This window comes from Aureimonas ureilytica DSM 18598 = NBRC 106430, assembly GCF_000382705.1.
GTDB classification, from domain to species: domain Bacteria; phylum Pseudomonadota; class Alphaproteobacteria; order Rhizobiales; family Rhizobiaceae; genus Aureimonas; species Aureimonas ureilytica.
Genome location: NZ_ARQE01000006.1, coordinates 152,854 through 179,521 on the forward strand (window position 1 = coordinate 152,854; position 26,668 = coordinate 179,521).

Sequence of the window (26,668 nt, forward strand, 5' to 3'; positions counted from 1 at the left end):
CACGCCCCTCGCGCCGAGGCCTGCCTTGACACCACTCGATCTCGGAACCGTGATCCTTCTGCACAAGACGTCGCTTCTGGCGGGCAGCGCGACGCTGCTTCTCGTGTGGTTTCGCACGGAGCGCCCGCCGGCGGTGGCGATGATCGCGGCGGCGCTCGGCTGGCTCGCGGTCGGCGCCATTCTGGCGGGGCTCGGAGAAACCAGGCTCATTCCGACGGCCGTGTGGCGCGACACGAGCATGGCGATCGCAGTCGGCGCCTATACGCTTCTCTGGCTCGGGATGCGCAGGCTCGACCGGCGGGTCGGCGCGTTGCGCTGGTTCGGCCTTCTCACGCCGTTCGCGCTCGCCATCGGCATATGGACGGAACTCTTCTCCCATAACGAGACCCGCGCGCTTGCCTTCCACGTGACGGCCGGCCTCGGTTCGCTGCTCGGCGGCCTGAGCCTTTGCGCCCATCGCCGTGCCGAGCCGTTGCCCTCGCGCTGTCCCCTCGCCGTGGCTCTGTTCGCCTGCGCCGCCATCTATGGCGCGCAAATCCCGCTTCTGGCTCTCGGGCTCGCGACCCCCACGACGCTCGCGCAGGGCTTCGCCCTGACGATGATGCTGCATTTCGCCATTTCCGCCCTCGTGGTTTCCTTCGTGCGGGAGCGTCGCGAGGAACGTTATCGGCGTGTCTCGCTCACCGACGCCCTCACCGGAACCCTGAACCGCCAGGGTTTCCACGCCCAGGTTCCGGCCCATCTGCCGAACGGCAGCGCGCTCGCGGTGTTCGACCTCGACCTGTTCAAGGCGATCAACGACCGATACGGCCATCCCGGCGGGGACCGGGTGCTGATCGCTTTCGCGCGTGTGATCGAGCGATGCGTGAGGCCCGGCGAGATCGTGGCGCGGATCGGGGGAGAGGAGTTCGTTCTCTACGTTCCACCCGAAGCCGCGCGGCACGCGCTGGCCCGCGTGGAGGACATTCGCGTTTCGCTGATGGAAACGGGCGTGAACTGGAAGGGCGAGACGATCTTCGTCTCGACCAGCGTCGGTCTCGCGCATTGCGAGACGGCGGACGGCATCAGCCGGGAGACGCTCTTCGCAATGGCGGACGAGGCCCTTTACCGGGCCAAGCAACACGGCCGAAACCGCGTCGCGCAGGCCGGCACTGTCGCGAACGACACGCCGCCCCAGGCCCGCGCCGCCTGACGCATCGACCGGAGCGGCGGCCTATCGAGAAGGTCGCAAGGCCTACTCGGCCGCCTCGCGCTCATCGTCGAAAATTCCGTTCTGCGCTTCCACCAGCCGATGATAGGCACCCTTGCGGTCCATCAGTTCCGCATGGCTCCCTTCCTCCAGGATCCGGCCGTCGGAGACGACCACGATGCGGTCGGCATGGCGCACGGTGGACAGCCGGTGGGCGATGATGAGGGTCGTGCGTCCCTGCGCGAGTTCCGCGAGCGAGGCCTGGATCATCCGCTCCGTCTCGGTGTCGAGCGCCGAAGTCGCCTCGTCGAGGATGAGGATGTCCGGGTTCTTCAGGAACATGCGGGCGATCGACAGCCGCTGCTTCTGGCCGCCCGAGAGCTTCACGCCGCGCTCGCCCACCACAGTGTCGAGACCCTGCGGAAGCGCCGCGATCGTGCCCGTCAGATGCGCGCGTTCGACGGCGGCGAGAATGTCGGCTTCCGACGCGTCGAGCCTTCCATAGGCGATGTTCTCGCGCACCGTGCCGCCGAACAGGAACACGTCCTGGCTGACGACGCCGACGCGCCGGCGCAGCGAGGCGAGCGTGACCTTGCGCACGTCGAGCCCGTCGATGCGGATCGCCCCGGCCGACACGTCGTAGAAGCGCGGCACGAGCGAGCAGATCGTCGTCTTGCCGGCGCCGGACGGGCCGACGAAGGCGACGGTCTCCCCCGGCCGGATGGACAAGTCGATGCCCTTCAGCACCGCGCCGCGCGTCGGATAGCCGAACTCGACGCGGTCGAATTCCACCGCGCCGACGCCGGGCGCAAGCTCCACCGCATCGGGCGCGTCCGCGATGTCCGGGCGCGTGTCGATGAAGTCGAGATAGCGGCGAAAGCCGGCAATGCCCTTGGGGTAGGATTCGAGCACGGCCGCGATCTTCTCGACCGGGCGGAAGAAGACGTTCACGAGAAGCAGGAAGCCGACGAAGCCGCCATAGGACAGGTCGCCCGAGATCACGAACCACGTGCCGGCCACCATGACGATGATCTGCGTCAGGCGCATCGACAGGTAGTTCAGCGACTGGCTGAAGGCCATGATGCGATAAGCGTCGAGCTTACGGGCGCGGTAGCCTTGGTTGTTGACGGCGAAAAGTTCGCGCTCGTGCGCCTCGTTGGCGAAGCTCTTCACCACCCGAATGCCGCCGACATTCTCCTCGATCCTGGCGTTGAAGTCGCCGACGCTTCGGTAGATCGACTGCCAGGTCGTCGTCATGCGCGCGCCGTAATGGACGGTCGCCCAGGTGCCGACGGGGACGATCACGGCGGTGATGAGCGCGAGTTCCACATGCACCGAAAGCATGAGCAGGAACGCGCCGACGAAGGTCATCACGGCGATGAAGAGGTCTTCCGGCCCATGATGGGCGACCTCGCCGATCTCCTCGAGATCCTTGGTCAGGCGGCCGACGAGATGGCCCGTCTTCTGATTGTCGAAAAAGCCGAAGGAGAGCTTCTGGAGGTGGTCGAAGGCGCGGGCGCGCATCTCCGTCTCGATATTGATGCCGAGCATGTGGCCCCAATAGGTGACCACCGCGTTCAGCCCCGTGTTGAGGACGTAGATGAGAAGGAGCCCCAGCGAGGCGAAGACGATCAGCGCCCATTCCCCGCTCGGCAGGAGATTGTCGACGAAGAGCTTCACCGCGACCGGAAAGGCGAGTTCGAGAAGGCCGGCCAGAACCGCGCAGGAGAAATCCAGAATGAACAGCCCGCGCCAGGGCGCGTAATAGCTGAAGAAGCGCGACAACATCGGCCTTCGTCCTTTCGGCATGATCGGGCGTGCATAGGCCAGATCGGCGAAAATGGCACGACGCGGGAAAGCACCCCGTAGGGCAGTAGAAATCCGGACTGATAATGTCAACTTATCGCTCTGCGATGCCCCCGCTTGCTTCGTTGGTCTGACTGAGCGACATCCGGACCCTGATCGCGTCGCCCCATTCGATAAGAGACACCACCCATGCCGAGCCCCCCGATCGATCCGGTCGAAACGGACGAGACGCTTCCCGCCCGCGTCGATGTCGCCATTATCGGCGGCGGCATTATCGGGCTCTGCACCGCCCTTTCGCTCACGGAGCGTGGGCTCAGCGTCCTCGTCTGCGAGAAGGGCGAAATCGCCGGCGAACAGTCCAGCCGGAATTGGGGCTGGTGCCGCGCCAGCCGGCGCGACCCGCGCGAGATCGCTCTGGCCGCCGAAGCGGTTCAGATGTGGTCGCGCATGAACGCCGTGGTCGGGGCCGAGACCGGCTTTCGCCAGAGCGGCATCCTTTTCACCAGCGACAGCGAGGACGAGCTCGAGCGCTGCGAAACCTGGCTCGACGCCGCGCGCCCCTATCAGCTCACCTCGCGCATGGTCGGCGGCGCCGAGGCGGCCCGGCTTCTCGATGGCCTGCAACGCCCGGTGAAAGGCGCGCTCTACACGCCCGGCGACGGCCGTGCCGAGCCGCAGAAGGCCGGCCCCGCCATTGCCGGCGCGTTGCGGCGCATGGGCGCGACGGTCGTCGCGCGCTGCGCGGTTCGCGCGCTCGACACGGCGGGCGGCCGCGTGGTCGGCATCGTCACCGAGCGTGGGCGCGTGGCCGCCGACGCCGTGGTTCTGGCGGGCGGCGCGTGGTCGCGCCTCTTCACCATGCCGCTCGATCTGCGCCTGCCGCAGCTCAAGGTCCATGCGACCGCGCTGCGAACGGGCGCGCTGGACGGGCCGGAGGGCGCGGCCTGGATGAGCGACTTCGCCTTTCGCAAGCGGCTCGACGGCGGCTACACGATCGCCAACGGGGCCAGCAATCTCGTGTCGGTCGTGCCGGACAGTTTCCGCTTCCTGCGTGACTTCCTGCCCGCGCTCCAGCTCGAATGGCGCTCGCTGCGGGTGCGGCTTGACGGCCGCTTCCGCGAGGAACTGCAGGAATGGACGCCCAAAGCGCCCGATGAAATCTCGCATTTCGAGCGGGTGCGCGTGCTCGACCCGGCGCCGATCGAGGACATGAACCGCGCCGCGATGGCGGCGGCCGCGCGCGCCTTTCCCGCCTTCGCCAAGGCGCGGATCGAGCAGCAATGGGCCGGCATGATCGACGTGACGCCCGACGCCTTGCCCGTCATCTCCGGCGTGAAGTCCCTCCCCGGCTTCTTCATCGCGACCGGCTTTTCGGGCCATGGGTTCGGCATCGCCCCGGCGGCGGGCCGCCTGTGTGCCGATCTCGTCACGGGTTCCACGCCCCTGGTGGACCCCGCCGCCTTCCGCCTGTCGCGCTTCTCCGACGGCTCGCGCCCGAGGCCGACGACCAGCGTTTAAGGCGGGGTCAGTCTTCGGACGCGCCCTCCGCATCCTGCGATAGGCCGCGCCGCCAATAGGCGACCACGAGGTGCTGGTTCTTCTTCAGGCCGCGCTCCTTGCGGCAGAACTGGCGGATGTCCTTGAAGGCGTTGAACTCCGCGGCGGCCCAGACGAAGACATCCGGTCCGCCCGGCCAGATCACGGACCGGGCGGCGTCCACGAGCAGCGAGGTCGTGCCGGCCGGTTGGCCCGCCCGGTGCAGCCAGCGAAGGCGCACGCCATCGGGCTTCGTGAGCGGCAGTTCGTCGGCAGGCCCGTCCACCTCGACGAAGACCTCGCCCCGCGCCTCCGGCCCCATCTCCTCCAGAGAGCGGGCGATGGCGGGCAGCGCCGATTCGTCGCCGAGCGCCAGCACCCAGCCGACCGAGGGAATTTCGCCGCCGCCCGGGCCGAGCAGGCCGACGCGGTCTCCCGGCTGCGCCGTGCGCGCCCAGCGGCATCCCGCCCCCGGCGGCGTGTGCAGCACCACGTCCACGGCCATGCGCCCGCCCGCCGGATCGACGCTGCGCACCGTGTAGACGCGTGTCTTCAACGTGTCCTCGCCTTCCGGCCAGATCGGTAGCGCCGCCGGGCCGGCGGTGGGCCAGACCGGCTCGCGGCCTTCGGGCGGAAACAGAAGGCGCACATGCAACCCGCCGCTGACGAAGCGCTCGAGGCGCTCGCCGGACAGATGCACGCGACGCATGTTGGGGCTGATCGTCTCGGCGCCGACGACCCGCATTTCCCGGAAATGCGGCAGTTCGGTCGTGCCCGCGCCGTCGCCGGTCCAGACGAGCGGTGGGCAGGCCGACCCGAACACGCTCTGCACGTAATAGGCGACGATGCCCTTGGCGACGCCATGGCGGGCGGCGTCATCGGCTTCCAGCGCGATGGTCGCGCGGCCCTCTGTGAATCGAATGCGGGCGAGCGCCCCGCCGTGAACCGGCAGAACGGTCTCGCGCGCGGGATCGACCTCGGTCGGCATGTCGTCGGGCAGATGGCGGGCGAGTTCCCGGAGGAACCAGTTCGGATCGTCCAGCGGCACGCCGAGATGCGCCAGGAATGCAGAGGTCATGCGATCTTCGTCCGGTGGACTGCGGTGGCCGCCACCGCGAGGCGGGGGGACGCTGCCCGTCTAACGCGGTGCTCACCGGCTCGTCAATAAAGATGACAGACACAGTCATATTTCGGAGACGGGACGGCGCTCGACTTTGGCGCGGGCTTGTGTTGCCCTTCGCTCCGTTCGAGGCGGCGCGGCAGTCGGCCGCACCACGCCTCCTGTCCAGACGAGGAGCCTATCTGCCTATGCGTCTTCGCCGCTTTCTTCTCGGCCCGGCCCTCGTGGCGCTTTCCCTCGCCTTCGGCCCCAGCGGATTCGCCGAGGCCGCACCGCGCGACGATGTGACGATCGGCATGGCGATCGAGCCGTCCGGCCTCGATCCGACGATCGCCGCGCCCGTGGCGATCGGGCAGGTCGTCTGGCAGAACGTCTTCGAAGGCCTGACCCGGATCGACGAGACCGGCAAGGTTCTGCCCCAGCTCGCGCAGAGCTGGACCATGAGCGAGGACGGCAAGACCCTCACCTTCAAGCTGCGCGCCAATGTCCGCTTCCACAATGGCGCCGCCTTCGATTCCGCGACTGCGAAGTTCACGCTGGACCGGGCGCGGTCGGCCGATTCCACCAATCCGCAGAAGGCCTTCTTCTCGGTCATCGATGCGGTGGAGACGCCCGACGCGGCGACGCTGGTTTTGAAGCTGCGCGAGCCCTCGGGCAACCTCCTCTACTGGCTGGGCTGGCCCTCCTCGGTCATGGTCGAGCCCAAGAGCGCGGCCAGCAACCGCACCGATCCGGTCGGCACCGGCCCGTTCCGCTTCGCCGAATGGCGCGCGGGCGATCGGCTGACGTTGCAGCGGTTCGACGGATATTGGAACGCGGAGGACAAGCCGGCGCTCGCCCGCGCGACCTTCCGCTTCATCAGCGATCCGACCGCCCAGAGCGCCGCCCTGAAGGCGGGCGACGTCGACGCCTTCCCTGAATTCGGCGCGCCGGAACTCTACGACACGTTCAAGGCCGATCCGAAATTCGCGCAGGTCGTCGGCAACACGGAACTGAAGGTCGTGGCCGGCCTCAACAGCCGCGTGAAGCCGCTGAGCGACGTGCGCGTGCGCCAGGCCCTGATGATGGCGGTGGACCGCCAGACGCTTATCGACGGCGCCTGGGGCGGCTTCGGGACGCCGATCGGCAGCCATTACACGCCGAACGACCCCGGCTATCGTGACCTCACGGGTGTTCTGCCCTACGACCCGGCCAAGGCTAGGGCGCTCCTGGCGGAAGCCGGCTATCCCAACGGGTTCGAGCTGAGCATCCGCTCGCCGCAGATGAGCTATGCGACGCGCAGCTCGGAAATCCTCCAGGCGATGCTCGCGGAGATCGGCGTCACGCTTCGCATCGTGCCGACCGAGTTTCCGGCCGTCTGGGTGGATCAGGTCTTGAAGGGCCACGATTTCGAGATGACGATCGTCGCCCATGCCGAGCCGCTCGACATCGGCATCTACGCGCGGCCCGACTATTATTTCGGCTTCGCCAACCCGGAGTTCGACAAGGTGATCGGCGAGGCGCAGCGCACGGTGAACGACAAGGACCGGCTCGCGCTCTATGGCAAGGCGCAGGAGATCCTGGCGCGCGACGTGCCGGCGCTCTACCTCTTTGTCATGCCGAAGCTCGGCCTCTGGAACACCGATCTGCAGGGGCTCTGGCACAACGAGCCGATCCCTTCCAATGATCTGACGGATGTGCGCTGGGTCCGCTGACGCGGCTCTAGCGACGGAGGGAAAAGCTCGCGACCACCGGAAGGTGGTCGGAGCCGGGCGCGGCGTCGTGGAAGGCTTCGGCGCTTTCGAGCTGCAAGTCCGCGCTCGCATAGATCCGGTCCATCGGCATGAAAGGCCGCTTGGCCGGCCAGCTCGGCCGCTGGACGACCTGCGGCAGCACGGCGCGGAGTTCGGCGTCCACTGCCCCCGACGCGCGCCATTCGTTGAAGTCTCCGAGCGCGATCGCTGCCTCGCCGGGCCGCACGAGACCCGACAGGAACGCCGCCTGCCGCTGCCGCGCGGCCGGGCGCAGGCCGAAATGCGCGGCAAGGCAGCGGACCCGGCCGAGCGGTGTCTCCGCCTCCGCCTCGATCACCGCGCGCGGCTCGAAGCCGGGTCCCGGCAGCGCGTGGACCTTGACGTCGCGCAGCGGATGGCGGGACCAGAGGAGATGGCCGTAGTCTCGTCCGCGCGCTCCGAAGAGCCGCGCCTCCGCGACATGATCTGCGAGCGCCTCGCGCAGGCGTTCGAAGGCGAAGGGCTCGCGCCCGAGATGGGCGCGCCCGTCCACTTCCTGCAGGGCGATGATGTCGGCGTCGATCGCGCGGATCAGGCGGATCGTGCGTTCGAAATCGGGCCGTCGCCCCTCGCCGAAGAAGCCGTGGATGTTCCAGGTCGCGACGCGCAGCGCGCCGCTAGCGGACATGGTCTCCCTGCCCGCTGCCGGTGACGGTCTTCAGGATCAGGACGAGATCGCCCGTGAAGCTGCGACCTGTGAGGTAGGCTGCGTCGGTTTCGGCGAGGAGAACCGGCGTCGACATGTCGATGCCCCGCACCTGCGCCAGACCCGTGATGCCCGGCCGCAGCGCCAGCACGCCGCGCGTCTCGCGCTCCTCGATCACCTCGCGCTGGACGGGCAGGCAAGGTCTCGGGCCGACGAAGCTCATGTCGCCGCGCAGGACGTTCCAGAGCTGGGGCAGTTCGTCCAGCTTCCAGCGCCGAAGCTTCTTGCCGAGCGGCGTGACGGCCGAGCTCGACATTTCGTGGGTGGCGACGGATGCCGTGCCCTGCCGCATCGTGCGCAGCTTGTAGCAGGTGAAGGGTCGCCCCTGCCGGCCGACCCGTGTTTGCGCGAAAAGACCCGGCCCCTCGCTGTCCCGGCGCACCAGGATCACGAGGAGACCGATCAACCAGCCGAGAGCCAGAAGGCCGGCAAGGCTTGCCAGAATGTCGAACACACGCTTCATGACGCAGCGATTGCCGCAACCGGCCCCCAAGGGCAAGCGGCACGCGGCCAGAGGTCAGGGAAAGTCGAGCCCATGCGCATTCTCGTCACCGGCGGCCACGGCTTCATCGGCCGCGCGCTCGTTCCCCTTCTGCGCGCACAGGGGCACGAGGTTCTGGCCCCGCGCCGGGGCGAAAGCGGCTTTCCCGGCGATCTCGCCGCCATCGACGGCTGGGCCGACTGGCCGGACCGGCTCGACGCCGTGGCGCATCTGGCCGCCCTCAACCCCGAACGCGGCGACGCGGCCTCGCGCGATGACGCAGCCCTCATGCGCGCCAATGTCGCGGCGACGATGGCGCTCGCCGATCGCGCGGTGCGGAGCGGCGCCCGCCGGTTCGTTCTCGCCTCGACGCTTCTCGTTCACCCGTTCAGTCCCGCGCCGATCCGGGAGGATAGCCCGACCGCGCCGCAGAACAGCTATGCCGCCTCGAAGCTCGCCGCCGAAACCGCGCTCCGGCGCGCCGTGGAAGGCAGCGCGACGAGTGGCACGGTGCTGCGTCTCGCGCCTGTCTATGGCGAGGGCGGGCGCGGCGGCGTTCATGCGCTGCTTCGGCTGGCGCAGGGGCCCCTGCCCCTGCCCTTCGGCGGCGGGGCGCGGCGCAGCTTCCTGTCGCGGCGGAATGCGGCGGATGCGATCGCCTTCGCGCTGACGGACGAGCGGGCGGCGGGTGAGACCTTTCTTGTGGCGGACAGCGAGGCGCTGCGGCTCGGCGAGTTCGTCGCCCGCGTGCGAACGCTTCGGGGGCGCTCGCCGAGTCTCGTGACCTTGCCGGGCGGTCTCCTGCGCGCGGCGGCGCGCGCACTCGGAAAGAGCGAGGTCCATGACCGGCTCTTCGCCGGGCTGGAAGCCGAGACGACGAAGCTCCGCCGCGCCGGTTGGACGCCGCCGCAGACGCTGGATGAAGGACTGCGCGACGCCTTGTCCGACTCGGCCCCGCAGCGGTCTTGATGAAGCCCCACGCCCTTCTGTAGATTGTGCGACATGTCAGCTCATACGCCCACCGACCCCGCCAAGATCCAGCGCCAGAAGCGACTCGAGGAAACGCTGAAGGAGAACCTCCGGCGCCGCAAGGCACAGGCGCGCTCGCGCAGCGAAACGGCCGAGCGGCCGGGCCTGATGCCGAGCGACGAGGACGCCGAAAACGAGGCCTAGGGGCCTGATAAGTGGGCCATGCATTCCTGCATGGGACAATCCCGCTTCGACCTTGCTCGACAGGTCTGCGACAGGTGGACTTTGAGGGTCGAGAACCTTAGAACCCTTCTCACGAAGGAGTTCCGGATGATCGACTATCAGTCCCATTTCGAGTCCGCGATCGAAGCTCTTCATGCCGAAAAGCGCTACCGGGTCTTCGCGGATCTGGAACGCATCGTCGGTCGCTTCCCCACCGCCCTCTGGCGCAACGAGGGCGAGGCGCGGGAAATCACCGTCTGGTGTTCCAACGACTATCTCGGCATGGGCCAGCATCCGGGCGTTCTCGACGCGATGACCCGCACGGCGACCAGCATGGGCTCGGGCGCCGGCGGCACGCGCAACATTTCGGGCACCAACCATCCCCTGGTCGAGCTGGAGCGCGAGCTCGCCGACCTGCATGGCAAGGAAGCCGCGCTCGTCTTCACCTCGGGCTTCGTGTCGAACGAGGCGTCGATCTCCACGATCGCCAAGCTCCTTCCCGATTGCCTGATCTTCTCCGACGAGCTGAACCACGCCTCGATGATCGAGGGCGTGCGCAAGTCGGGCTGCCGCAAGCATGTCTTCCGGCACAACGACCTCCAGCATCTCGAAGAGCTTCTGAAGGCGGCCGATCCCGAGCGCCCCAAGCTCGTCGTCTTCGAGAGCGTCTATTCCATGGACGGCGACATCGCGCCGATCGCCGAAATCTGCGATCTCGCCGAGCGCTACAACGCCATGACCTATATCGACGAGGTTCATGCGGTCGGCATGTACGGCCATCGCGGCGGCGGCATCTCGGAGCGTGACGGCGTCGCACATCGGCTCGACGTGATCGAGGGAACGCTGGCCAAGGCCTTCGGCGTTCTCGGCGGCTATATCACGGGCAGCCGCGCGCTGATCGACGCGGTGCGCTCCTACGCCCCCGGTTTCATCTTCACCACCGCCCTGCCCCCGGCGCTCGCCGCCGCCGCCGTTGCCTCGATCCGTCACCTCAAGGGCTCGCAGGCCGAGCGCGACGGACAGCAGCGTCAGGCCGCGCAGGCGAAAGCCGAGTTCGCGGCGGCCGACCTCCCCGTCATGCCTTCGGACACGCATATCGTGCCCGTGCTCGTCGGCGACGCCGACCTCTGCAAGCAGGCGAGCGACCGCCTCCTGAAGGTCCACGACATCTACATCCAGCCGATCAACTACCCGACCGTGCCGCGCGGCACCGAGCGCCTGCGCATCACGCCGACGCCGCTGCACAGCGACGCGCTGATCGCGACGCTCCGCGACGCGCTGGTGGAAACCTGGACGGCGCTCGGCATTCCCTTCGCGTCCGACCGGCCCGAGGGCGAGGAGCGCCGCGAGGACGTGACCTCGCTCGTGGTCGCGCAGGCCGGCGGCTGAGCCGCTCTCGGTCAAGCTATCCAAATGAAAACGCCGGGCTTCGCGCCCGGCGTTTTCGTGTCTGAGGGAGCTTTTGCTTCAGGCCGGCGTGTCGGGGCCGCTCGTGTCGCGCGCGTCGGCATCGGGCGCCGCCTCGCGCTGGACGATGTTGCGCTCGGTGCGCTGGCGCGGCAGGCGCTTGGCGAGCAAGGGCACGACCAGGGCGAGGCACATGAAGCGCACGACATGGTGCGCGGCGACATAGGCCGGGTCGAGATCGAACTGGAAGGCCAGAACCGTCAGCGCTTCCAGCGCGCCGGGCGCATAGGCGAGCGCGATCTTGCCCAAGGAAATGCCGAGAAGCGCAAGGGCCGTGAGCCCCGCCAGACCCGACAGGACGATACCGATCGCAAAGGCTCCGAGCGAGGCCGGCAGAAGCTGGAACATCGCGTTGCGATCCTCCCGCCGCAGCCGCGCTCCAATGGTGCAGCCGAGGACGATCAGGGCCGGCGTCGCGATCCAGGTTGGGATCGCCACCGGGGCGATCTCCGTGCCGTGCATGAAGGCACTGGCGAGCAGCGCGCCGAGGATCAGCCCGCCCGGCACGCGCGAGCGCACCCCGAGCCAGGCAAGAAGCAGCGCGGAACCGATCAGGAGCCCATATTGCAGCGGCGAGCCGACGATGCCGCCACGAAGACCGTCATTGACGACCTCCCCGCCTTCCAGCCAGCCGAGAAGCGGCGTCAAGGCGCCGATCAGAAGCAGGAGGCGCGTCGACTGCACCACGATGATGCGCGTCATGTCGGCCTTGGTTTCCGACGCGGCGGCGAGCACGAAGGACAGCGCGCCGGGCAAGGAGGCGAAAAGCGCCGTCTCGCGGTCCCAGCCGAAGGCGCGCTGCAGGAAGACGTTGGTGACGACGACGACGCAGGCGACGCCGACCATCTGGATCAGGAAGGACAGCGGCCAGAGCGCCAGCTGGTTCACGACGTCGGGCGTCACGCCCGAGCCGGCCTGGATGCCCAGAATGAAGAAGGTCACGTCGCGCAGCCGGGTCGGGATGAAGACCGGAACGCCCGACAGGCTGGCGACGGCGATCGTGATCGTCGCGCCGAGCAGCCAGGCCACCGGCAGGCCGGACAGATCGGCGAGCGCGCCGCCGAGCGTTCCGAGGGCAAGGGTCGTGGCGAATCTCACCCCCGCCTGAGCGGGGCTCAAGCCTCGGTTCCGATCCAGTGCGCCAGACGCCGCGCGGCCTCCTCCACCTCGTCGAGGCGGCGGTGGAAGCAGGCGCGCAGATAGGCCCGCGTTCCCGTTCCGAAGGCGGTGCCGGGCGCGAGGCCGACGCCCGCCTCGTCGGCGATGCGGAAGGCGGCCTTGTAGCCGTCGTCGATACCGTCGATCGCGAAGAAGGCGTAGAAGGCGCCGGACGGCGGCGCGAGGCGGACGCGGTTGGTGGAGAGAAGCGCCTGCGAGAAGATGTCCCGCGCCTTATGGGCGCGCGCGATCTGCTCCTCCACGAAGGCGTCGCCCTGCTCGATCGCGGCCACCGCGCCGCGCTGCATGAAGGCCGCGACCCCGGAGTTGGAATATTGAATGAGGTTCTCGATCAGATTGCCGAGTTCCTTCGGCCCCTCGATCCAGCCGACGCGCCAGCCCGTCATCGCCCAATTCTTGGAGAAGGAGTTGACGAAGATCACCGCGTCGTCGTCCCGCATCTCGTCATGGAAGGACGGCGCGCGGCCGCCCTCGTAGAAGAAGCGGGCGTAGATTTCGTCGGCGATCACGAAGATGCCGGCCTCGCGGGCGACCGACAGGATCGCGCGGATCGTCTCGCGATCGGCCGTCCAGCCGGTCGGATTGTTGGGCGTGTTGACGAAGATGGCGCGGGTGCGCGGCGTGATCGCGGCGCGCAGGCGCTCGGCGTCGAAGCGCCAGTCGGTGCCGTCGAACCGCAGTTCCACCGGCACGGGCTTGGCACCGGACAGCGCCGCCGCCGCCTCGAAATTCGGCCAGAGCGGCGCGATGAAGACGATCTCGTCCCCGGCGCCGACCAGGGCGGAGACCACCGTCTGGATCGCGTGCATGCCCGAGCCGGTCACGAAGATGCGCTCGGGCGAGGTCGCACGCCCGTAGAGGCGTTCGGTATAGGACGCCAGGGCGGCGCGCAGTTCGGGAAGACCGCGCTGCCAGGTGTAGAAGGTCTCGCCCGCCTTCAGGCTTTCGGCCGCGGCATCGGCGATGAAGGAGGGCGTTGCCAGATCGCCCTCGCCTGCCCAGAGCGGGATCAGCCCGTCGCGCCCGCGCGCATGATTGATGACGGCCACGATGCCGCTTTCGGGAGCGGCCAAGGCGCCGGCTCGAAGTCGATGAAGATGGCTCACGTCGCGAAACTCGCCCCAATGCTTCGCTCCGCCGACCACCCGGCGAGCGACAGCCGGGGAGTCGGTCTTTCCAGCGCGCCCGTCAAGCCCTTCGAGCCGTGTAACGCCCGGAAGGAACCGTCAAAGCCCGGTGCCGGGCACCTGTCCCGGCCGCGCGCCGCGCCCGGCCGCCAGAAGATCGCGGATCTCCTCCAGAAGCTCCTCCTCGCGGGGGACCTTCTTCTGTTCCGGCGGCTTGGCCTCTTCCTTGCGCTTGAGGCGGTTCATGCCCTTCACCACGAGAAAGAGCACGAAGGCGACGATCACGAAATTGATCAGGAGCGTCAGGAAGTTGCCATAGGCGAGAACCGGCCCCTGCTCTCTCGCCTGCGCGAGGCTCGAGGCGGTGACATTGCCGCTGAGCGCGACGAACTTGTTGGTGAAATCCACGCCGCCCGTCACGAGGCCGATCAGCGGCATGAAGAGGTCGGCCACCACCGAATTGACGAGGCCGGAGAAGGCCGCGCCGATGATGATGCCGATCGCCAGATCGACCATGTTGCCCTTCAGGGCGAATTCCCGAAACTCCTTGAGCATTGCCATCCCCCATCGGCCCGCGTTGAATGAGGAGGTGTGGCTCGCNCNCCGCGCGGCAAGATGCCGCCACCCGCTCTACGCGCGCTCGGACCCCAGAAAATGCACGACGACCTCGCGCCGGTGCGGGCGGGCGCGGTGTTCGAACAGGTAGATCCCCTGCCACGTGCCGAGCATCAGACACCCGCGTGAAACCGGGATCGACAGGCTCGTGTCGGTCAGCGCCGTCTTGATATGGGCGGGCATGTCATCAGGCCCCTCCATCGTGTGGACATAGGGCGCGTTTTCCGGCGCCAGCCGATCGAAGGCGGCGAGAAGATCGGTGCGCACGTCCGGATCGGCGTTTTCCTGAATGGTGAGGGAGGCCGAGGTGTGGCGGATGAAGAGCGTCGCGAGCCCATCGCCGGCCCCTTCCGCCGCCAGCACTTCGTTCACGCGGCGCGAAATGTCCGTGAAGCCGCGCCCGCGCGTGTCGATGGCAAGGGTCTCGATGAACTGCCGGTCCGCCCGTTGCATGATGCGCTTCCTTCCCTTGGGTCCTCGCCGGGCTACGATAGGTCAGCGCCGTCAGGCGGAAAGACGCGCGGTCGCAGGCGCGAGCCGGCTCGCTCCCGGGACGGCGCCCACGAGCTTTGGTGATTGCGTGGACACCAGGAAATTGCTTTTGCTGGCAAGGTCTGGCAGCGGAACGATCATGAGCACGCAAGCCCCCATCTATAAGTTGACGCCCCGGAGCGACTGGCTGGAAGCCGAGGCGACCGGCCGGTTCGATGGCGCGCCGGTGGACCTCGCCGACGGCTATATTCACTTCTCCACCGCCGAGCAGGTGCGCGAAACGGCGGCCAAGCATTTCACGGGCGAGACGACGCTGCTCCTCGTGGCGGTGGACCCGGGCGCGCTCGGCGACGCGCTGCGCTGGGAGCCCTCGCGCGGCGGCGCGCTCTTCCCGCATCTCTACGCGCCGCTCTCGCTCGACGCGGTGCTCTATGTGCGCGATCTGCCGCTCGGCGAAGACGGCGTACATCTCTTCCCGGAAAGCGTTCGATGAGTCTCTACGATCTGGCCCGCCCTCTCGTCTTCCAGCTCGACGCCGAGCGCGCGCACAAGCTGGCGATCGAAGCGCTGAAGCGCGGGCTCGTGCGCCGGCAGGACATTCCGCTCGACGCGCGCCTGCGTGTCGAGGTCGCGGGCCTCTCCTTCGGCAATCCGCTGGGTCTGGCCGCCGGCTTCGACAAGAACGCCGAGGTGCCGGACGCCATGCTTCGGCTCGGCTTCGGCTTCGTGGAGATCGGCACGGTGACGCCGCTGCCGCAGGAGGGCAACGCCAAGCCGCGCATCTTCCGCATTCCCGAGAAGGCCGCCGTCATCAACCGGCTCGGCTTCAACAACGAGGGCCATGCCGAAGTCGCCGAACGGCTGGAAAAGCGCGCGCGCAAGCCCGGTCTCGTCGGTGTCAATATCGGCGCCAACAAGGATTCGGCCGATCGCATCGCCGATTACGTCACGGGCATCCACCGCTTCGCGGAACTCGCCCGCTATCTGACGATCAACATTTCCTCGCCCAACACGCCGGGCCTGCGCAATCTCCAGAAGGGCTCGGATCTCGACGATCTCCTGTCCAACGCGGTGGCGGCGCGCGACGGCGCGGCGGCACTGACGGCGACCGATCGCAAGCCCCTCTTCCTCAAGGTCGCGCCCGACCTGACGCTGGACGAGGTGGAGGCCATTGCCGAGACGGCCAAGCGCCGCAAGGTGGACGGGCTGATCGTCTCCAACACGACGCTGTCGCGCCATGGCGTGGAAGGCAGCCCCCTCGCCAACGAGATCGGCGGCCTGTCGGGCCGGCCGCTCTTTGCGCGCTCGACCTATGTTCTCGCCGCCTTCCGCCGCGCGCTCGGCCCCGAATTTCCGCTGATCGGCGCGGGCGGCGTCGAGAACGGGCGCACGGCGCTCGCCAAGATCGAGGCCGGCGCCGACCTCGTGCAGCTCTACAGCGCGATGGTCTATGGCGGACCGGAGCTGCCGATCCGCATCCTCAAGGACATGATCCGCTTTCTCGACAAGACCGGGCTCGACACGATCGCACATCTCAGAGATTCGAAGGTGGACGACATCCTCGCCGGCACGCCGCCGCTCGGCTGGGAGCAGGAACGGGTCTGAGGCGGGGGCGCCGCCATGCCGCTGCCGCTCGTGCATCACCCGGCCTTCGACGCGCTCTTCGACGAGGCGCATCGCTTCCCCATGCGCAAGTTCACGCGGCTTGCCGAAATTCTGGTGGAGGACGGTCTGGTGCCGGCTGGCTTCCATGTGCCGGCGCCGGCCTCGCCGGACGAGCTCGAACTCGCGCATGACCCCGCCTATGTCGAAGCGGTCCTGACGCAGACCGTGCCGAGCGCGACCGAAAAGGCCATCGGCTTTCCGGTGGACGCGCGGGTCGCCCTGCGCTCGCGCTGCGCCACGGGTGGCACGCTTCTTGCCGCCCGGCTAGCGCTCGACGGCGGGCTCGCCTGCAACACGGCGGGCGGCAGCCATCACGCGAGCCGCGAGGGGGGCGCGGGCTTTTCCGTCTTCAACGACGTGGCGGTGGCCGCCGCGACGCTCCTGCACGAGGGGACGCTCGGGCGCGTTCTCGTGTTCGACTGCGACGTTCATCAGGGCGACGGCACCGCGCGCATCTTCGAGGGCGATCCGCTCGTCTACACGCTGTCCATGCATGGCGAGCGCAACTATCCGCACGAGAAGGCGCGCTCGGACTGCGACGTGCCGCTGCCGGACGGGATGGAGGACGAGGCCTATCTGGCGCTTCTGCCCGATCTCCTCGCCCACAGCCTCGCGGCAGCGCGGCCCGATCTCGTCTTCTACAATGCCGGCGTCGATCCGCACCGGGACGACCGGCTGGGGCGTCTCGCCCTCTCGGACGAAGGGCTGGCCGAACGCGACCGCCGCGTCATCGGCTTCTTTCGCGAGCGCGGCATTCCCATCGTCGGCGTCATCGGCGGTGGTTATTCGCGCGACATCGAGGCGCTGTCCCGCCGCCACACGATCCTGCATCGCACGGCGGCGGAGTTCGTCTGAGCCGAGTGCTCAGACGCCGCGCGTCTTCAGGAGGCGCGAGATCAGGAAGATCGGAACGACGATCGCCGCGCCCATGAGCACGTAGTCGACCGCGCGGTTCAGCGAACCGAAGACGCTGACCCAGGCCCAGTGGACGAGATTCACAAGGCTGTCGAGGATTTCGGCCGGCCGCAGGTCGAGCCAGGACAGGACGACGCCCACCAGAAGCGAGATGACCAGAAGGCGCACGATCACGCCCAAGGGCGAGCCACCCAGAAAAGTCGTCAATCGGCTGGACATGGCACCTCTTCTCGGCCCGGTTTCAGACCTTGGAGGTAAAGGCGCGATTGTGGCGATGCAAGGCGTGGCTCATTCCAGCATGGCCTGAAGCGTTTCCAGCCGATCCGCCTCGAAGGCGGGCTTGTCCCAGCGCAGGCGTGACACGCGCGGAAAGCGCATGGCGACGCCCGACTTGTGGCGCGTCGAGCGCGCCAGCCCCTCGAAGGCCACTTCGAGCACCAGCCCATGATCGGGCTCGGCCCGCACCGAGCGCACCGGGCCGAAGCGGTCGATCGTGTTGTCGCGGATATATTTGTCGAGCTGCTTCAGTTCCTCGTCGGTGAAGCCGAAATAGGCCTTGCCGACGGGCACGAGTTCCGGCTGATCGGCCGGCCCGGTCCAGACCCCGAACGTGTAGTCGGAATAGAAGCTCGACCGCTTCCCGTGCCCGCGTTGGGCATACATCAGGACGGCATCGATGAGATGCGGGTCCTGCTTCCACTTGAACCACGGACCTTTCGGCCGGCCCGGCACATAGGCCGAGTCCCAGCGCTTCAGCATCAGGCCTTCGATCACCGGATGGGGCGGCTCGGCGCGCAGGCGCGACAACGCCTCGAAATCGGCAAAGGGCACGAAGGGCGAGATGTCGAAGCGGGTCGGCTCCAGATCGGCGACGAACCGGTCCAGCCGCTTGCGCCGCTCGGCGAAGGGAAGCGTTCGCAGGTCGTCCGCGCCGTCCTGCAGGAGATCGTAGGTCCGCAGGAAGACCGGATGCTTCTTCATCACCGCCGCCGAGACGGTCTTGCGGTTCAGCCGCTGCTGAAGATCGGAAAAGGTGCCGACCACGATATCGTCGCGCACCGCGCCGCTCTCATGCTCGACCTTCGGCGCGCCGCTCTTGCCGGACGGCCGCGCCACCAGCAACTCGCCGTCGAGCGAGCCGTCATAGGTCATGAAGTCCAAGAGATCGGGAAAGGCACCGGAAATGTCGTCGCCCGTGCGCGAATAGAGCCGGCGCACGCCGCGCTCCACCGTCGCCTGCACGCGGATTCCGTCCCACTTCCATTCGGCGGCATAGGTCTCGGGATCGATCCGGCCGTAGTCGGGCGCTTCCAGCGGCTGCGACAGCATCACCGGCCGGAACGGCGCGGCAGCGGCGGAAACGGGCTTCTCGGCGTCGCCCTCCAGCCAGGCGAAAAGCTCCTCGTAGGGCGCGCGCAGCCCGTGCCAGAGTTCCTCGATCTCGGCGATCTCCTTGGCCCCGAAATCGGCCAGCGCCTGTTTGGCGAGGCGCGAGGACACGCCGATGCGCAGCGCACCGGTCACGAGCTTCAAAAGGGCGTAGCGGCCGGACGAATCCAGCCGGTTGAGCCAGTCCTCCACGAGCTTCGGTCCCTCAGTGCGGCTCGCGGCGTCGAGCGTGGTGACGACCTCCGACAGGCTCGGAACGTCGTTGCGCCCCCTCGCCTCGCCATCGTGCGGCGAAGGCCAGACGAGCGCGATCGTTTCCGCGAGATCGCCGACATAATCGTAGGAATAGCCGAACAGGACTTCGTCCATCCGGCTCGCCATCAGATCGCGCAGCATCGCGGGCTTCACGGAGCGGATGTCGAGTTCGCCGGTGAGCGCCGCCAGCGCGTAGCCGCGCTCGGGATCGGGCACCGAGCGGAAATAATCCACCATCAGCTTCAGCTTGCCGTTGCGCGACGGCGTGAGAACCAGACGATCGAGAAGTTCGGCAAAGCGCTGCAAGGCGGCTGGCTCCACGGTGGGCCTCTAGGCGACGATACCTAGCGCCCGAACCCGCACCCGGAAGGCGTCACGCGGCGGGCAGAGGCCGCGCGAAGGCCGACAGCGCCTTTTCCGTGCGCTTCTGGAGATGATGGCGCGCCGTGAACACGGCGTCCGCGTCCATCCCCGGCTCGCGGATCAGCCATTCCAGATAGTCCGTCGGCACGTCGCGCAAGGCGATGTTGCGATGCCGGCCGAAGCGCAGCCGCGCCAGAAGCGCCGGCTCGTTCGACACGCGCTCGGCGCGCTCCAGAAAATCGGCGAGGTCGCGGCAGCGCGGCAGAAGCTCGGCCGTGATCCGTCGCAGCAGAACCGCCGTGCAAAGCGCATCGAACAGGGCCCGGTGCGGATGCAGCCCCTCCAGATCGGGCGCGACGTCGCTGAGATCGAGCGGCACGTATTTCACCAGTGACTGCAGCCCGTGCGCCCTCACATCCGGGAAGGCCCGCAGCGCCAGCTTGTAGGTACAGAGCCAGGTGCCGGCGAGGCGCAGGCGCGAGCGATCGAAGCTCGCGCGCTGGGCGGCGAACAGCCTTATATCGGCGAAGGGCTGGACGGCTTCCGCGAAGGGCGGCGCGCCTTCCAGCATCTCGTCGGTGATCTTGTGAACGCGGCGGGCGTGCGGATTGATCTCGACGCCGGCCGGATCGGCCAGCGTCTGCATCGGGTTGACGATGCGGCCCGTTGCGAGATCGAGATCGACCGAGCCGATCTCGATCACCGCGTCCTCCTCCAGCTTCTGGCCGGCGGTTTCCGTATCGATCACCCGCACGGTTGTCGGGCCCATGTCCGGAAAGAGCTGCGGCGTGAGGGGAGACGCGGGGAAGAGTGAGTCCATGACGGTCAAAATCGGCCGCTTCGCGCCCTATCGCAAGACCTGTGCGGCAATCGGTTCAATGACCGGCGATGGTCAGCACCGAAAAGAACGTGTCGTCCGCCGGCTTCATCCCGAGTTCCGCGCCGCCGATCAACACGATCTGCCCGCCGCTCAAGGTCGCCAGACCCGAGACATTGCCGAAATTGGCGTTTCCGGCGTTGAGCGGAGCCTTGAGATCGTAGTCGCGCTCCGGCTGCTCGGCGAGATAGGACCGGCCGATGGCGGCCGAGAAGCGGTCGTTCAGCGGCGCGAGATGAACGAGGAATCTTTCGCCGGTCAGCTTCTCGATGGTCACGGTGCCGTCTCCCGCCTTCTCGATCCGGCAGCGATGGGTGCCAACCGTCCGGCTGGCTTCGTCCAGGAAGCCGAACCAGCGCAGCGTGCAGTCGGCTTCTCCCGCCTGGATGTCGATCGGCGCGGCCAATGTCTCCTCGACGCCCGGTTCGGCCACGGTGCCGGAGGCGTCGATGTCATCGAGGCGCATAGCGACGCTCGCGGCGGCCTTCGTGCCGCCATCGCCCTTGATCGGCCCGATGGCTGCGAGCGTGCGTTCCACGCGCGAAGGCAGATCGATCAGCCCTTCGCGGTCGCTGTCGGACAGGAGCGACAGTGTATTCTCACATTCCTCCGAGCAACTGCCGCCGAAGGGGGCGGCGAGATCCTGCGGCGCGGAAACGGCGGCGGGCGCGCTCGCGTCGGGAACCCCGCGCGTCACCGCCGGACTGTCGGCATCGGCGGCGATGGAGAAACCGCTCATCGCCGCGCCCAAACCGCAAAAGCCGAGAATGCCGAGCGAGGCGATGGCAAAGCGGGTGGAGCGAGATGACATGGGCGGGCCTTCCGTATCGAGCGAGACAGACTTCCAACGCGAATGAGCCCATTCCGGGGCCAGCCCGCCGGCGAATCCACAGCTCTGTTGCGAAGCAGCAACGATGGTTAGCGGAGCGTTTCGCTAGCCTCCCGCAGCGCCGAGCCCGGAAACCTCTTGGCAGGCGTCCCAGGCTGCGTTAGCTCTTGTCTTACGTTTACGTTAGATGCGGAGGAAGCCTTGTCCCTGCCCACCTCGCTCCACGGGCGCCTGCGCCTTCCCGCGATCGCCGCGCCGCTCTTCATCATCTCCAATCCGGCGCTGACGATCGCCCAGTGCAGGGCCGGCATCGTCGGAGCCTTTCCGGCCCTCAACGCCCGGCCGGCCGAACGTTTGAGCGAGTGGCTGTCGGAGATCGCAGAGGCGCTGGCCGCGCATGACGCCGCCCATCCCGACCGGCCCTCCGCCCCCTTCGCGGTGAACCAGATCGTCCACCGCTCCAACGCGCGGCTCGACGCGGACCTTCGCGTCTGCGTCGACCACAAGGTGCCCATCGTGATCACCTCGCTCGGCGCGGTCGAGGAGGTCAATCAGGCCGTGCATTCCTACGGCGGCATCGTTCTGCACGACGTCATCAACGACCGCTTCGCCCACAAGGCCATCGAAAAGGGCGCGGACGGGTTGATCGCCGTTGCCGCCGGGGCCGGCGGCCATGCGGGCACGCTTTCGCCCTTCGCGCTCGTTTCCGAAATCCGCCGCTGGTTCGACGGGCCCCTCTTCCTCTCCGGCGCGATCGCGACCGGCGCCGGTATCCTGGCGGCCGAAGCCATGGGGGCCGACGGCGCCTATATCGGCTCGGCCTTCATCGCCACCGAGGAAGCGAACGCGGCGGCCGCCTACAAGGACGCCGTCGTCGCAGGCCACGCGACCGACATCGTCTACAGCAACCTCTTCACCGGCGTTCACGGCAATTATCTGCGCGCCTCGATCGAGGCCTCTGGGCTGGACCCGGACAACCTCCCGGAATCCGATCCGTCGAAAATGGATTTCGGCGGCGAGAAGGCCGCCAAGGCGTGGAAGGACATCTGGGGCGCCGGCCAGGGAATCGGCGCGGTCGATTCCATCGTTCCGGCCGGCACGCTCGTCGACCGCCTCGCCTCGGAATACGCCCGAGCCCGCGAAAAGCTTCTCTCCCCCACGGCGAAACCGTGAGGCGCATCAGAGCCTTACAACCGCCCCTTCGATCATCTCTTCGAGCCCGTCATTTTCCTGTTGCGCCGCTCGGAGGAATTGGCTAGTAACCCGCTCACGGCCGGCGGACAACGCCAAGCCAAGCCGCTTTAGCTCAGTCGGTAGAGCACATCATTCGTAATGATGGGGTCAGGTGTTCGAGTCACCTAAGCGGCACCAGCAGTTTCGAGGGGTTAGCGTTCATTCGCTAGCCCCTTTTGCTTTTCGTGGCCTCGGTGTGGTCCGGAAGGCAGAAGCGAACTTCCAGCTGACGGAAACCCGCTAGCCGCCCGTCGGGCAAAAGCCGCCCCGCTCTCAGCTCGCGAGAAGCCGGTTGATCTCGTTTGCCAGCTGGCTCTGGCTGTAGGGCTTGCCGAGGCGCGGAAGGTCGAGACGCATTCCCGGGGGTAGTTCGGCATAGCCGGTCGCCAGGAGGATGGGGAGGTCGGGCCGGAGCGCGAGCGCGGCTTCCGCCAGTTCGCCGCCATTCATCCGGGGCATGGCGAAATCGGTGATCATCAGATCGAAGACGGCGCCGCTGCGAAGGATGTCGAGCGCTTCCTGACCGGAATTGGCCTCGACGGTCTCGTGACCGAGATCCTGCAGCATATCGAGCGTGCTCATGGCGATCAGCATGTCGTCGTCGACCACCAGAATCCGCGCGCGGGTCGGCTTGTGGTCACGGGTCGAAGCGGGCGCGGTGGGGATCGGCACTTCGATATCGGTTTTGCTCTCGGCCGCGGGGAGCCAGAGTTCGGCGCGGGTTCCCTGGCCCGGGACGCTGGACAGGCGCAGCGCGCCGTTGAGCTGAACCGCCAGTCCATGGATCATCGACAGGCCGAGCCCTGTCCCCTTGCCGACCCCCTTGGTCGAGAAGAACGGTTCGGTCGATCGCTTGAGCGTGTCGGCGTCCATTCCGCTTCCGGTGTCGGATACGGTGAGACAGACATAGTCGCCGGGCGCGAGCTCGCCATCGCCGGCGCGGCGCTCGATCGCGATCGTCAGCTCCCCGCCGTTCGGCATGGCATCTCGCGCGTTGACGGCAAGGTTCAGGATCGCCAGCTCCAGCTGGTTGGCGTCCACGAGGGCCACAGCCGCCACGTCCGGCGGCAGAAGCCTGAGTTCGACGGCCGCGCCGATGGATTGCTCGAGCAGTTCCACCATGCCCTTCACGAGATCGGCGAGATTTCTCGGCTCCAGCTGGAGGTCCTGACGGCGGGCGAAGGCGAGAAGGCGCTGCGTCAAGGCCGCGCCGCGCTGCGCGCCGCTCATCGCGCCGTCGATCAAGCGCCTGGTTCTCGGGTCGGGATCGGCGTGCTTGCGCAAGAGTTCCAGATTGCCGAGCACGGCCATCAGGAGATTGTTGAAGTCGTGCGCGACGCCGCCCGTCAGCTGTCCGATCGCCTCCATCTTCTGGCTTTGCCGCAAGGCCAGTTGCGCCTCGGCCAGTTGCGCCTCGCGCCGGAGCCGGTCCGAGACGTCGATGACGAACTGATAGGCGCCGATCAGCCTTCCGCCTTCGTCGAAGAGCGGTCGAAACTTGATCTCGTAATAGGGGCGCGCCCGGTTCGGATCGCCGAATGTCTCGACGAAATCCACATGCTCGCCGCTCAGGCCCCGCGCCCAGCCGGCGCGAACCTCTTCCTGATGCTGTGGCTGATCGGCGAGAAGCGCCAGCATGTTGTCGCCCGCCTTCGGGCGGATGCCGAAGATCCGTTCGAACTCGTCGGCATTGGCGGCGTTGAGGGCGAGGATGTTGAAGTCGAGGTCCACCGCCATGACCAGAATGTCGGTGTGCTCGACGAGCGTCGCGAGGATATCGCGCTCGGCCGTTCGTTCGGCCACCCGTTCCGTCAGGCCGTCATTGGCGGCGCGCAGACGATCTTCCGCGATCTTTCGGTCGTGAATATCGACGGAGGACCCGAACCAGCGCGTGATCCGTCCGGTTCGCTGGTCGCGATAGGGTTCGGCGCGGTCGAGGAACCAGCGATACTCGCCGGACGCGGACCGAATCCGGTGTTCGCAACTGTGCGGCTTGCCCTCGTCGCGGGCCGACTGGAACGCGGCGACGACCTTCGGAGCGTCGGCGGGATGGATGAACGCGCCGGCGATTTCGCTCGGCGACATCGATGAGAAGCCGGCGCCGGTATATTCGGTGAACTGACGGTTCAGGTACTCCATCCGCCCGTCACCATCCGCGATCCAGATGATCTGCGGAACGGAGTTCACCATGAGTTGGAACTGCGCGTCCGTTTCCCGCAGCGCGACACGGGCCGCGTCCCGCTGCCGCTCGGCCCTGATGCGATCCGTCGTTTCGCCGAGAACGCAGAGGACGCCGCCCGGCCGTCCCGCCTCGTCGGGAATGGGCGAGAAGTCGAGATTCAGCCAGACCGGCTCCAGGCGCCCGGTGCGATCGAGCGTGAACTCCTGATCCCGGTACTGCAACGTGCCGCCCGCCAGGACGACCTGCAGGACGTTGCGGTTGAAGGCGGCGACCTCGGGCCATCCGTCATGCACCTTCGCGCCGAGGAGGTCCGGATGCCGCTTTCCCGCAAAGCGGGAATAGGCGTCGTTGTAGAGCATGATGCCGTCTTCGCCCCACAGGATAACCATGGGAACGGGCGAGCGCAGCATCAGCGAGACCGCCATGCGCAGGCTGACGGGCCAGGTCGCAAGGGCCCCGAGGGGAGTGTCTTCCCAGTTTTCGGACGCGATCAGCGCGCCGCAAGCGCCGCCGTCCGCGAGGGCCTGCCGAAAGAGCTGAGACTGCGTATCGAACACGTTTCACCCCCCGGAAGGCGGACGGACAAGCCACGCCCCTCACCCGGTCTACGCTGCTTTCACCCGCGCGTCACGGCGACAAAGACGCGTTCGCGGTCGGTTGGAGTTGGCGAGACGTCGTCTTCTCATCGCTAGCTGAGACCCATGCCGCACCGGATAGGTCGCGGGCGAACTCGTGATAAGCAGGTTCGCAGGGACGGTGTCGCCTGCCCTCTGCGAGCGCGCCCTGCGTCAAGATGCCCGACCGCAGTAAAATCCCGATGGCGGTCTTCCCCGCCGGGCCGAGCGTATCGCCCCCCCCCCCGGCCCTCATCCACGCCTTCCTTTCCCGATTCGTGTCGTTCACGGCATCCTCGGCCAGTTGCGGTGGACATCGCGCGGAGTTTTCTGCCGCCAGCCCGTCTTCGAGATCGCGCTGAAGACCGCGTCCATGCTGCGATTGCCGAAGGCGCCGGGTTGCGGATTGGCGATGAGTCGGATGGCGTGATGGCCAACAGGAAGGGCCTTCGAGCCAAGGACGAAACGGGCAAGCGGAGGCGGTTCGCGAGGTTCTCGTCCGGTCGCACGACACGAGGAAACGTTTCGTCCATTCGAGGGATCGAATTGATCGGGGCCGACTTACAAGCTCCAACCTCCGACCTCGCATGAGGTCAGGGATGAGAGTTCACTCCGACGCTCGATCGGCCGCATGCGCTCGCTTGATTTCACCACCGACTGTGTAAGGCCTCAGGAGCGTTACGATGCCTGGCGCGGGCGGCCCTGGCCGAGCTACGCCCATATCCTGCGAACGGAGCGCTCGCCGGGCGAATTCTACTCGCATTCCCGTACGTTCAATCTGGGAATACTCGAGTTCTCGGACACGAGGATGGCGGGCCAAGGCTATGTTCGCACCACGTCCATGATCCGGTCCGACGGGTTCGATGTCGTGACCTTGGCCCTCGTCCTCGAAGGGCGTTTCCATGGCGAAACGCCCGCCACCTCCTTTCGCGGCGCCGCCGGGAGCGTGCTGATCGGCGACATGAGCGTGCCCTTCGACCAGTCCTTCACCAACGCGCGCGTCATCAGCCTGAGCTTCCATCGCGGAACGGTGGAGAAGCTGGTCCCGCGCATCGGAACGCTTCACGGTCTCGTCCTGTCCGGCCGGGATGCCGAACCCCTGGTGCATCAGGTTTTGCAGGACCTCGAACAGCTCTCCTCGCTGGAAGACGCGGCCGGGACCACTCTTGGAGAAAGGCTGACCGGGACCTTTCTGTCATGCCTCGGTCAGTCCGAACTCTGCACCCTGTCCGCGGACGCGGCCAAGCGGCGTCTCAAGACGGAGATCTGCTGGATCCTGGAGCAGCGGTATCGGGAAGCCGATCTCGACATCGACAAGATCGCGAGCCTCGCCGGCGTCTCCCGCGCCACGCTCTACCGCGCGTTCGGCGGCTCGACCGGCATTGCGGCGGCCCTCCACAATCTCCGCCTGCGCAAGGCCGCCGCAGCCTTGCAGGACCCGCAGGATCGCCGCCTCATCTCCGAGATCGCCTATAGCGTCGGCATCCCGCGAAGCGACACGTTCAACAAGGTGTTTCGGGCCGCCTATGATTGCAGCCCGAGGGAGTGGCGTCACCGGGCGGTTTCGACCCCCGCGCGTCAGGACTGATCCCTATCTCCATCAGAGAGAACGAATACGACGACGCGATGCCGGCCCTTGATCTGGCCAGCACCGCCAATTCACCA

General features: G+C 67.6%; 24 protein-coding genes and 1 tRNA gene. 12 read left to right on the forward strand and 13 right to left on the reverse strand.

Going from position 1 to position 26,668, the window contains the following annotated elements; all coding sequences use genetic code 11:
- Window positions 1-25: 25 nt before the first annotated feature.
- Entirely contained in the window at window positions 26-1,192 is a 1,167-nt protein-coding gene (locus B146_RS26165) for a GGDEF domain-containing protein (RefSeq protein WP_019997145.1), read from the forward strand.
- A 42-nt stretch (window positions 1,193-1,234) separates the two neighbouring features.
- Here the strand turns inward: B146_RS26165 and B146_RS0114350 are convergent, their stop codons facing one another.
- Window positions 1,235-2,977 carry an ABC transporter ATP-binding protein gene (locus B146_RS0114350; protein ID WP_019997146.1) on the reverse strand — a complete coding sequence of 581 codons (1,743 nt, stop codon included), beginning with the start codon at window positions 2,975-2,977 and terminating at the stop codon, window positions 1,235-1,237.
- Between the two features lie 207 nt (window positions 2,978-3,184).
- Between B146_RS0114350 and B146_RS0114355 the strand changes: the two genes are divergently transcribed.
- The gene (locus B146_RS0114355; protein ID WP_019997147.1) at window positions 3,185-4,513 is read left to right on the forward strand and encodes an NAD(P)/FAD-dependent oxidoreductase; all 1,329 of its coding nucleotides are present in this window, start codon (window positions 3,185-3,187) and stop codon (window positions 4,511-4,513) included.
- Between the two features lie 7 nt (window positions 4,514-4,520).
- Here the strand turns inward: B146_RS0114355 and B146_RS0114360 are convergent, their stop codons facing one another.
- The gene (locus B146_RS0114360) at window positions 4,521-5,609 is read right to left on the reverse strand and encodes a siderophore-interacting protein (RefSeq protein WP_019997148.1); all 1,089 of its coding nucleotides are present in this window, start codon (window positions 5,607-5,609) and stop codon (window positions 4,521-4,523) included.
- 230 nt (window positions 5,610-5,839) lie between these two features.
- Between B146_RS0114360 and B146_RS0114365 the strand changes: the two genes are divergently transcribed.
- Complete coding sequence (locus B146_RS0114365; protein ID WP_019997149.1) at window positions 5,840-7,345, forward strand: ABC transporter substrate-binding protein; 1,506 nt, start codon at window positions 5,840-5,842, stop codon at window positions 7,343-7,345.
- A 7-nt stretch (window positions 7,346-7,352) separates the two neighbouring features.
- On the opposite strand, the gene B146_RS26170 is transcribed toward B146_RS0114365, so the two are convergent.
- A complete protein-coding gene (locus B146_RS26170) occupies window positions 7,353-8,051 on the reverse strand; it encodes an endonuclease/exonuclease/phosphatase family protein (protein ID WP_019997150.1) in 699 nt (232 codons plus the stop codon).
- Window positions 8,041-8,592, reverse strand: a complete 552-nt coding sequence (locus B146_RS0114375) for a sugar transferase (protein ID WP_019997151.1) — start codon at window positions 8,590-8,592, stop codon at window positions 8,041-8,043. The genes B146_RS26170 and B146_RS0114375 overlap by 11 nt, the downstream gene beginning before the upstream one ends.
- Window positions 8,593-8,664: 72 nt before the next feature.
- Between B146_RS0114375 and B146_RS26175 the strand changes: the two genes are divergently transcribed.
- From B146_RS26175 to hemA, 3 genes are all read left to right on the forward strand, one after another.
- On the forward strand, window positions 8,665-9,579 hold the full coding sequence (locus B146_RS26175) for an NAD-dependent epimerase/dehydratase family protein (RefSeq protein ID WP_019997152.1): 915 nt from the start codon (window positions 8,665-8,667) through the stop codon (window positions 9,577-9,579).
- Between the two features lie 33 nt (window positions 9,580-9,612).
- The gene (locus B146_RS29515; RefSeq protein ID WP_019997153.1) at window positions 9,613-9,783 is read left to right on the forward strand and encodes a hypothetical protein; all 171 of its coding nucleotides are present in this window, start codon (window positions 9,613-9,615) and stop codon (window positions 9,781-9,783) included.
- A 129-nt stretch (window positions 9,784-9,912) separates the two neighbouring features.
- Window positions 9,913-11,190: a 5-aminolevulinate synthase gene (gene hemA / locus B146_RS0114390; RefSeq protein ID WP_026358616.1), complete on the forward strand. Its 1,278-nt coding sequence runs from the start codon at window positions 9,913-9,915 to the stop codon at window positions 11,188-11,190.
- Between the two features lie 78 nt (window positions 11,191-11,268).
- Here the strand turns inward: hemA and B146_RS0114395 are convergent, their stop codons facing one another.
- The 4 genes from B146_RS0114395 to B146_RS0114410 form a co-directional block, all read right to left on the reverse strand.
- The gene (locus tag B146_RS0114395) at window positions 11,269-12,387 is read right to left on the reverse strand and encodes an AbrB family transcriptional regulator (protein ID WP_155897509.1); all 1,119 of its coding nucleotides are present in this window, start codon (window positions 12,385-12,387) and stop codon (window positions 11,269-11,271) included.
- A complete protein-coding gene (locus tag B146_RS0114400) occupies window positions 12,384-13,553 on the reverse strand; it encodes a pyridoxal phosphate-dependent aminotransferase (protein ID WP_026358617.1) in 1,170 nt (389 codons plus the stop codon). The genes B146_RS0114395 and B146_RS0114400 overlap by 4 nt, the downstream gene beginning before the upstream one ends.
- A 120-nt stretch (window positions 13,554-13,673) precedes the next feature.
- The gene (gene mscL / locus B146_RS0114405) at window positions 13,674-14,129 is read right to left on the reverse strand and encodes a large conductance mechanosensitive channel protein MscL (protein WP_019997157.1); all 456 of its coding nucleotides are present in this window, start codon (window positions 14,127-14,129) and stop codon (window positions 13,674-13,676) included.
- A 75-nt stretch (window positions 14,130-14,204) separates the two neighbouring features.
- Window positions 14,205-14,642, reverse strand: a complete 438-nt coding sequence (locus B146_RS0114410; RefSeq protein ID WP_019997158.1) for a secondary thiamine-phosphate synthase enzyme YjbQ — start codon at window positions 14,640-14,642, stop codon at window positions 14,205-14,207.
- 178 nt (window positions 14,643-14,820) lie between these two features.
- Between B146_RS0114410 and B146_RS0114415 the strand changes: the two genes are divergently transcribed.
- The 3 genes from B146_RS0114415 to B146_RS0114425 are packed head-to-tail and all read left to right on the forward strand — an operon-like array spanning window position 14,821 to window position 17,201.
- On the forward strand, window positions 14,821-15,174 hold the full coding sequence (locus B146_RS0114415; protein WP_019997159.1) for a DUF952 domain-containing protein: 354 nt from the start codon (window positions 14,821-14,823) through the stop codon (window positions 15,172-15,174).
- The gene (locus B146_RS0114420; protein ID WP_019997160.1) at window positions 15,171-16,286 is read left to right on the forward strand and encodes a quinone-dependent dihydroorotate dehydrogenase; all 1,116 of its coding nucleotides are present in this window, start codon (window positions 15,171-15,173) and stop codon (window positions 16,284-16,286) included. The genes B146_RS0114415 and B146_RS0114420 overlap by 4 nt, the downstream gene beginning before the upstream one ends.
- A 15-nt stretch (window positions 16,287-16,301) precedes the next feature.
- Entirely contained in the window at window positions 16,302-17,201 is a 900-nt protein-coding gene (locus B146_RS0114425) for a histone deacetylase family protein (protein ID WP_019997161.1), read from the forward strand.
- 9 nt (window positions 17,202-17,210) lie between these two features.
- Here B146_RS0114425 and B146_RS0114430 read toward each other — a convergent pair whose 3' ends face one another.
- From B146_RS0114430 to B146_RS0114445, 4 genes are all read right to left on the reverse strand, one after another.
- Window positions 17,211-17,480: a DUF6460 domain-containing protein gene (locus B146_RS0114430; protein WP_019997162.1), complete on the reverse strand. Its 270-nt coding sequence runs from the start codon at window positions 17,478-17,480 to the stop codon at window positions 17,211-17,213.
- 69 nt (window positions 17,481-17,549) lie between these two features.
- Window positions 17,550-19,211, reverse strand: coding sequence for a cisplatin damage response ATP-dependent DNA ligase (locus tag B146_RS0114435; protein ID WP_019997163.1), 1,662 nt, complete (start codon window positions 19,209-19,211; stop codon window positions 17,550-17,552).
- Window positions 19,212-19,278: 67 nt separating this feature from the next.
- Entirely contained in the window at window positions 19,279-20,088 is an 810-nt protein-coding gene (locus B146_RS0114440) for an exonuclease domain-containing protein (RefSeq protein ID WP_040408636.1), read from the reverse strand.
- A gap of 55 nt (window positions 20,089-20,143) precedes the next feature.
- The gene (locus B146_RS0114445) at window positions 20,144-20,956 is read right to left on the reverse strand and encodes a hypothetical protein (protein ID WP_019997165.1); all 813 of its coding nucleotides are present in this window, start codon (window positions 20,954-20,956) and stop codon (window positions 20,144-20,146) included.
- Window positions 20,957-21,175: 219 nt separating this feature from the next.
- Here B146_RS0114445 and B146_RS0114450 point away from each other — a divergent pair, with 219 nt between their 5' ends.
- Together B146_RS0114450 and B146_RS0114455 are read left to right on the forward strand one after the other, a co-directional pair.
- Entirely contained in the window at window positions 21,176-22,147 is a 972-nt protein-coding gene (locus B146_RS0114450) for an NAD(P)H-dependent flavin oxidoreductase (RefSeq protein ID WP_019997166.1), read from the forward strand.
- A gap of 122 nt (window positions 22,148-22,269) precedes the next feature.
- Window positions 22,270-22,345 (forward strand) — tRNA-Thr (locus B146_RS0114455).
- A 135-nt stretch (window positions 22,346-22,480) separates the two neighbouring features.
- On the opposite strand, the gene B146_RS0114460 is transcribed toward B146_RS0114455, so the two are convergent.
- Complete coding sequence (locus B146_RS0114460; protein WP_019997167.1) at window positions 22,481-24,946, reverse strand: PAS domain-containing hybrid sensor histidine kinase/response regulator; 2,466 nt, start codon at window positions 24,944-24,946, stop codon at window positions 22,481-22,483.
- Window positions 24,947-25,634: 688 nt separating this feature from the next.
- Here B146_RS0114460 and B146_RS0114470 point away from each other — a divergent pair.
- The gene (locus tag B146_RS0114470; protein ID WP_019997169.1) at window positions 25,635-26,591 is read left to right on the forward strand and encodes an AraC family transcriptional regulator; all 957 of its coding nucleotides are present in this window, start codon (window positions 25,635-25,637) and stop codon (window positions 26,589-26,591) included.
- Window positions 26,592-26,668: the final 77 nt, after the last annotated feature.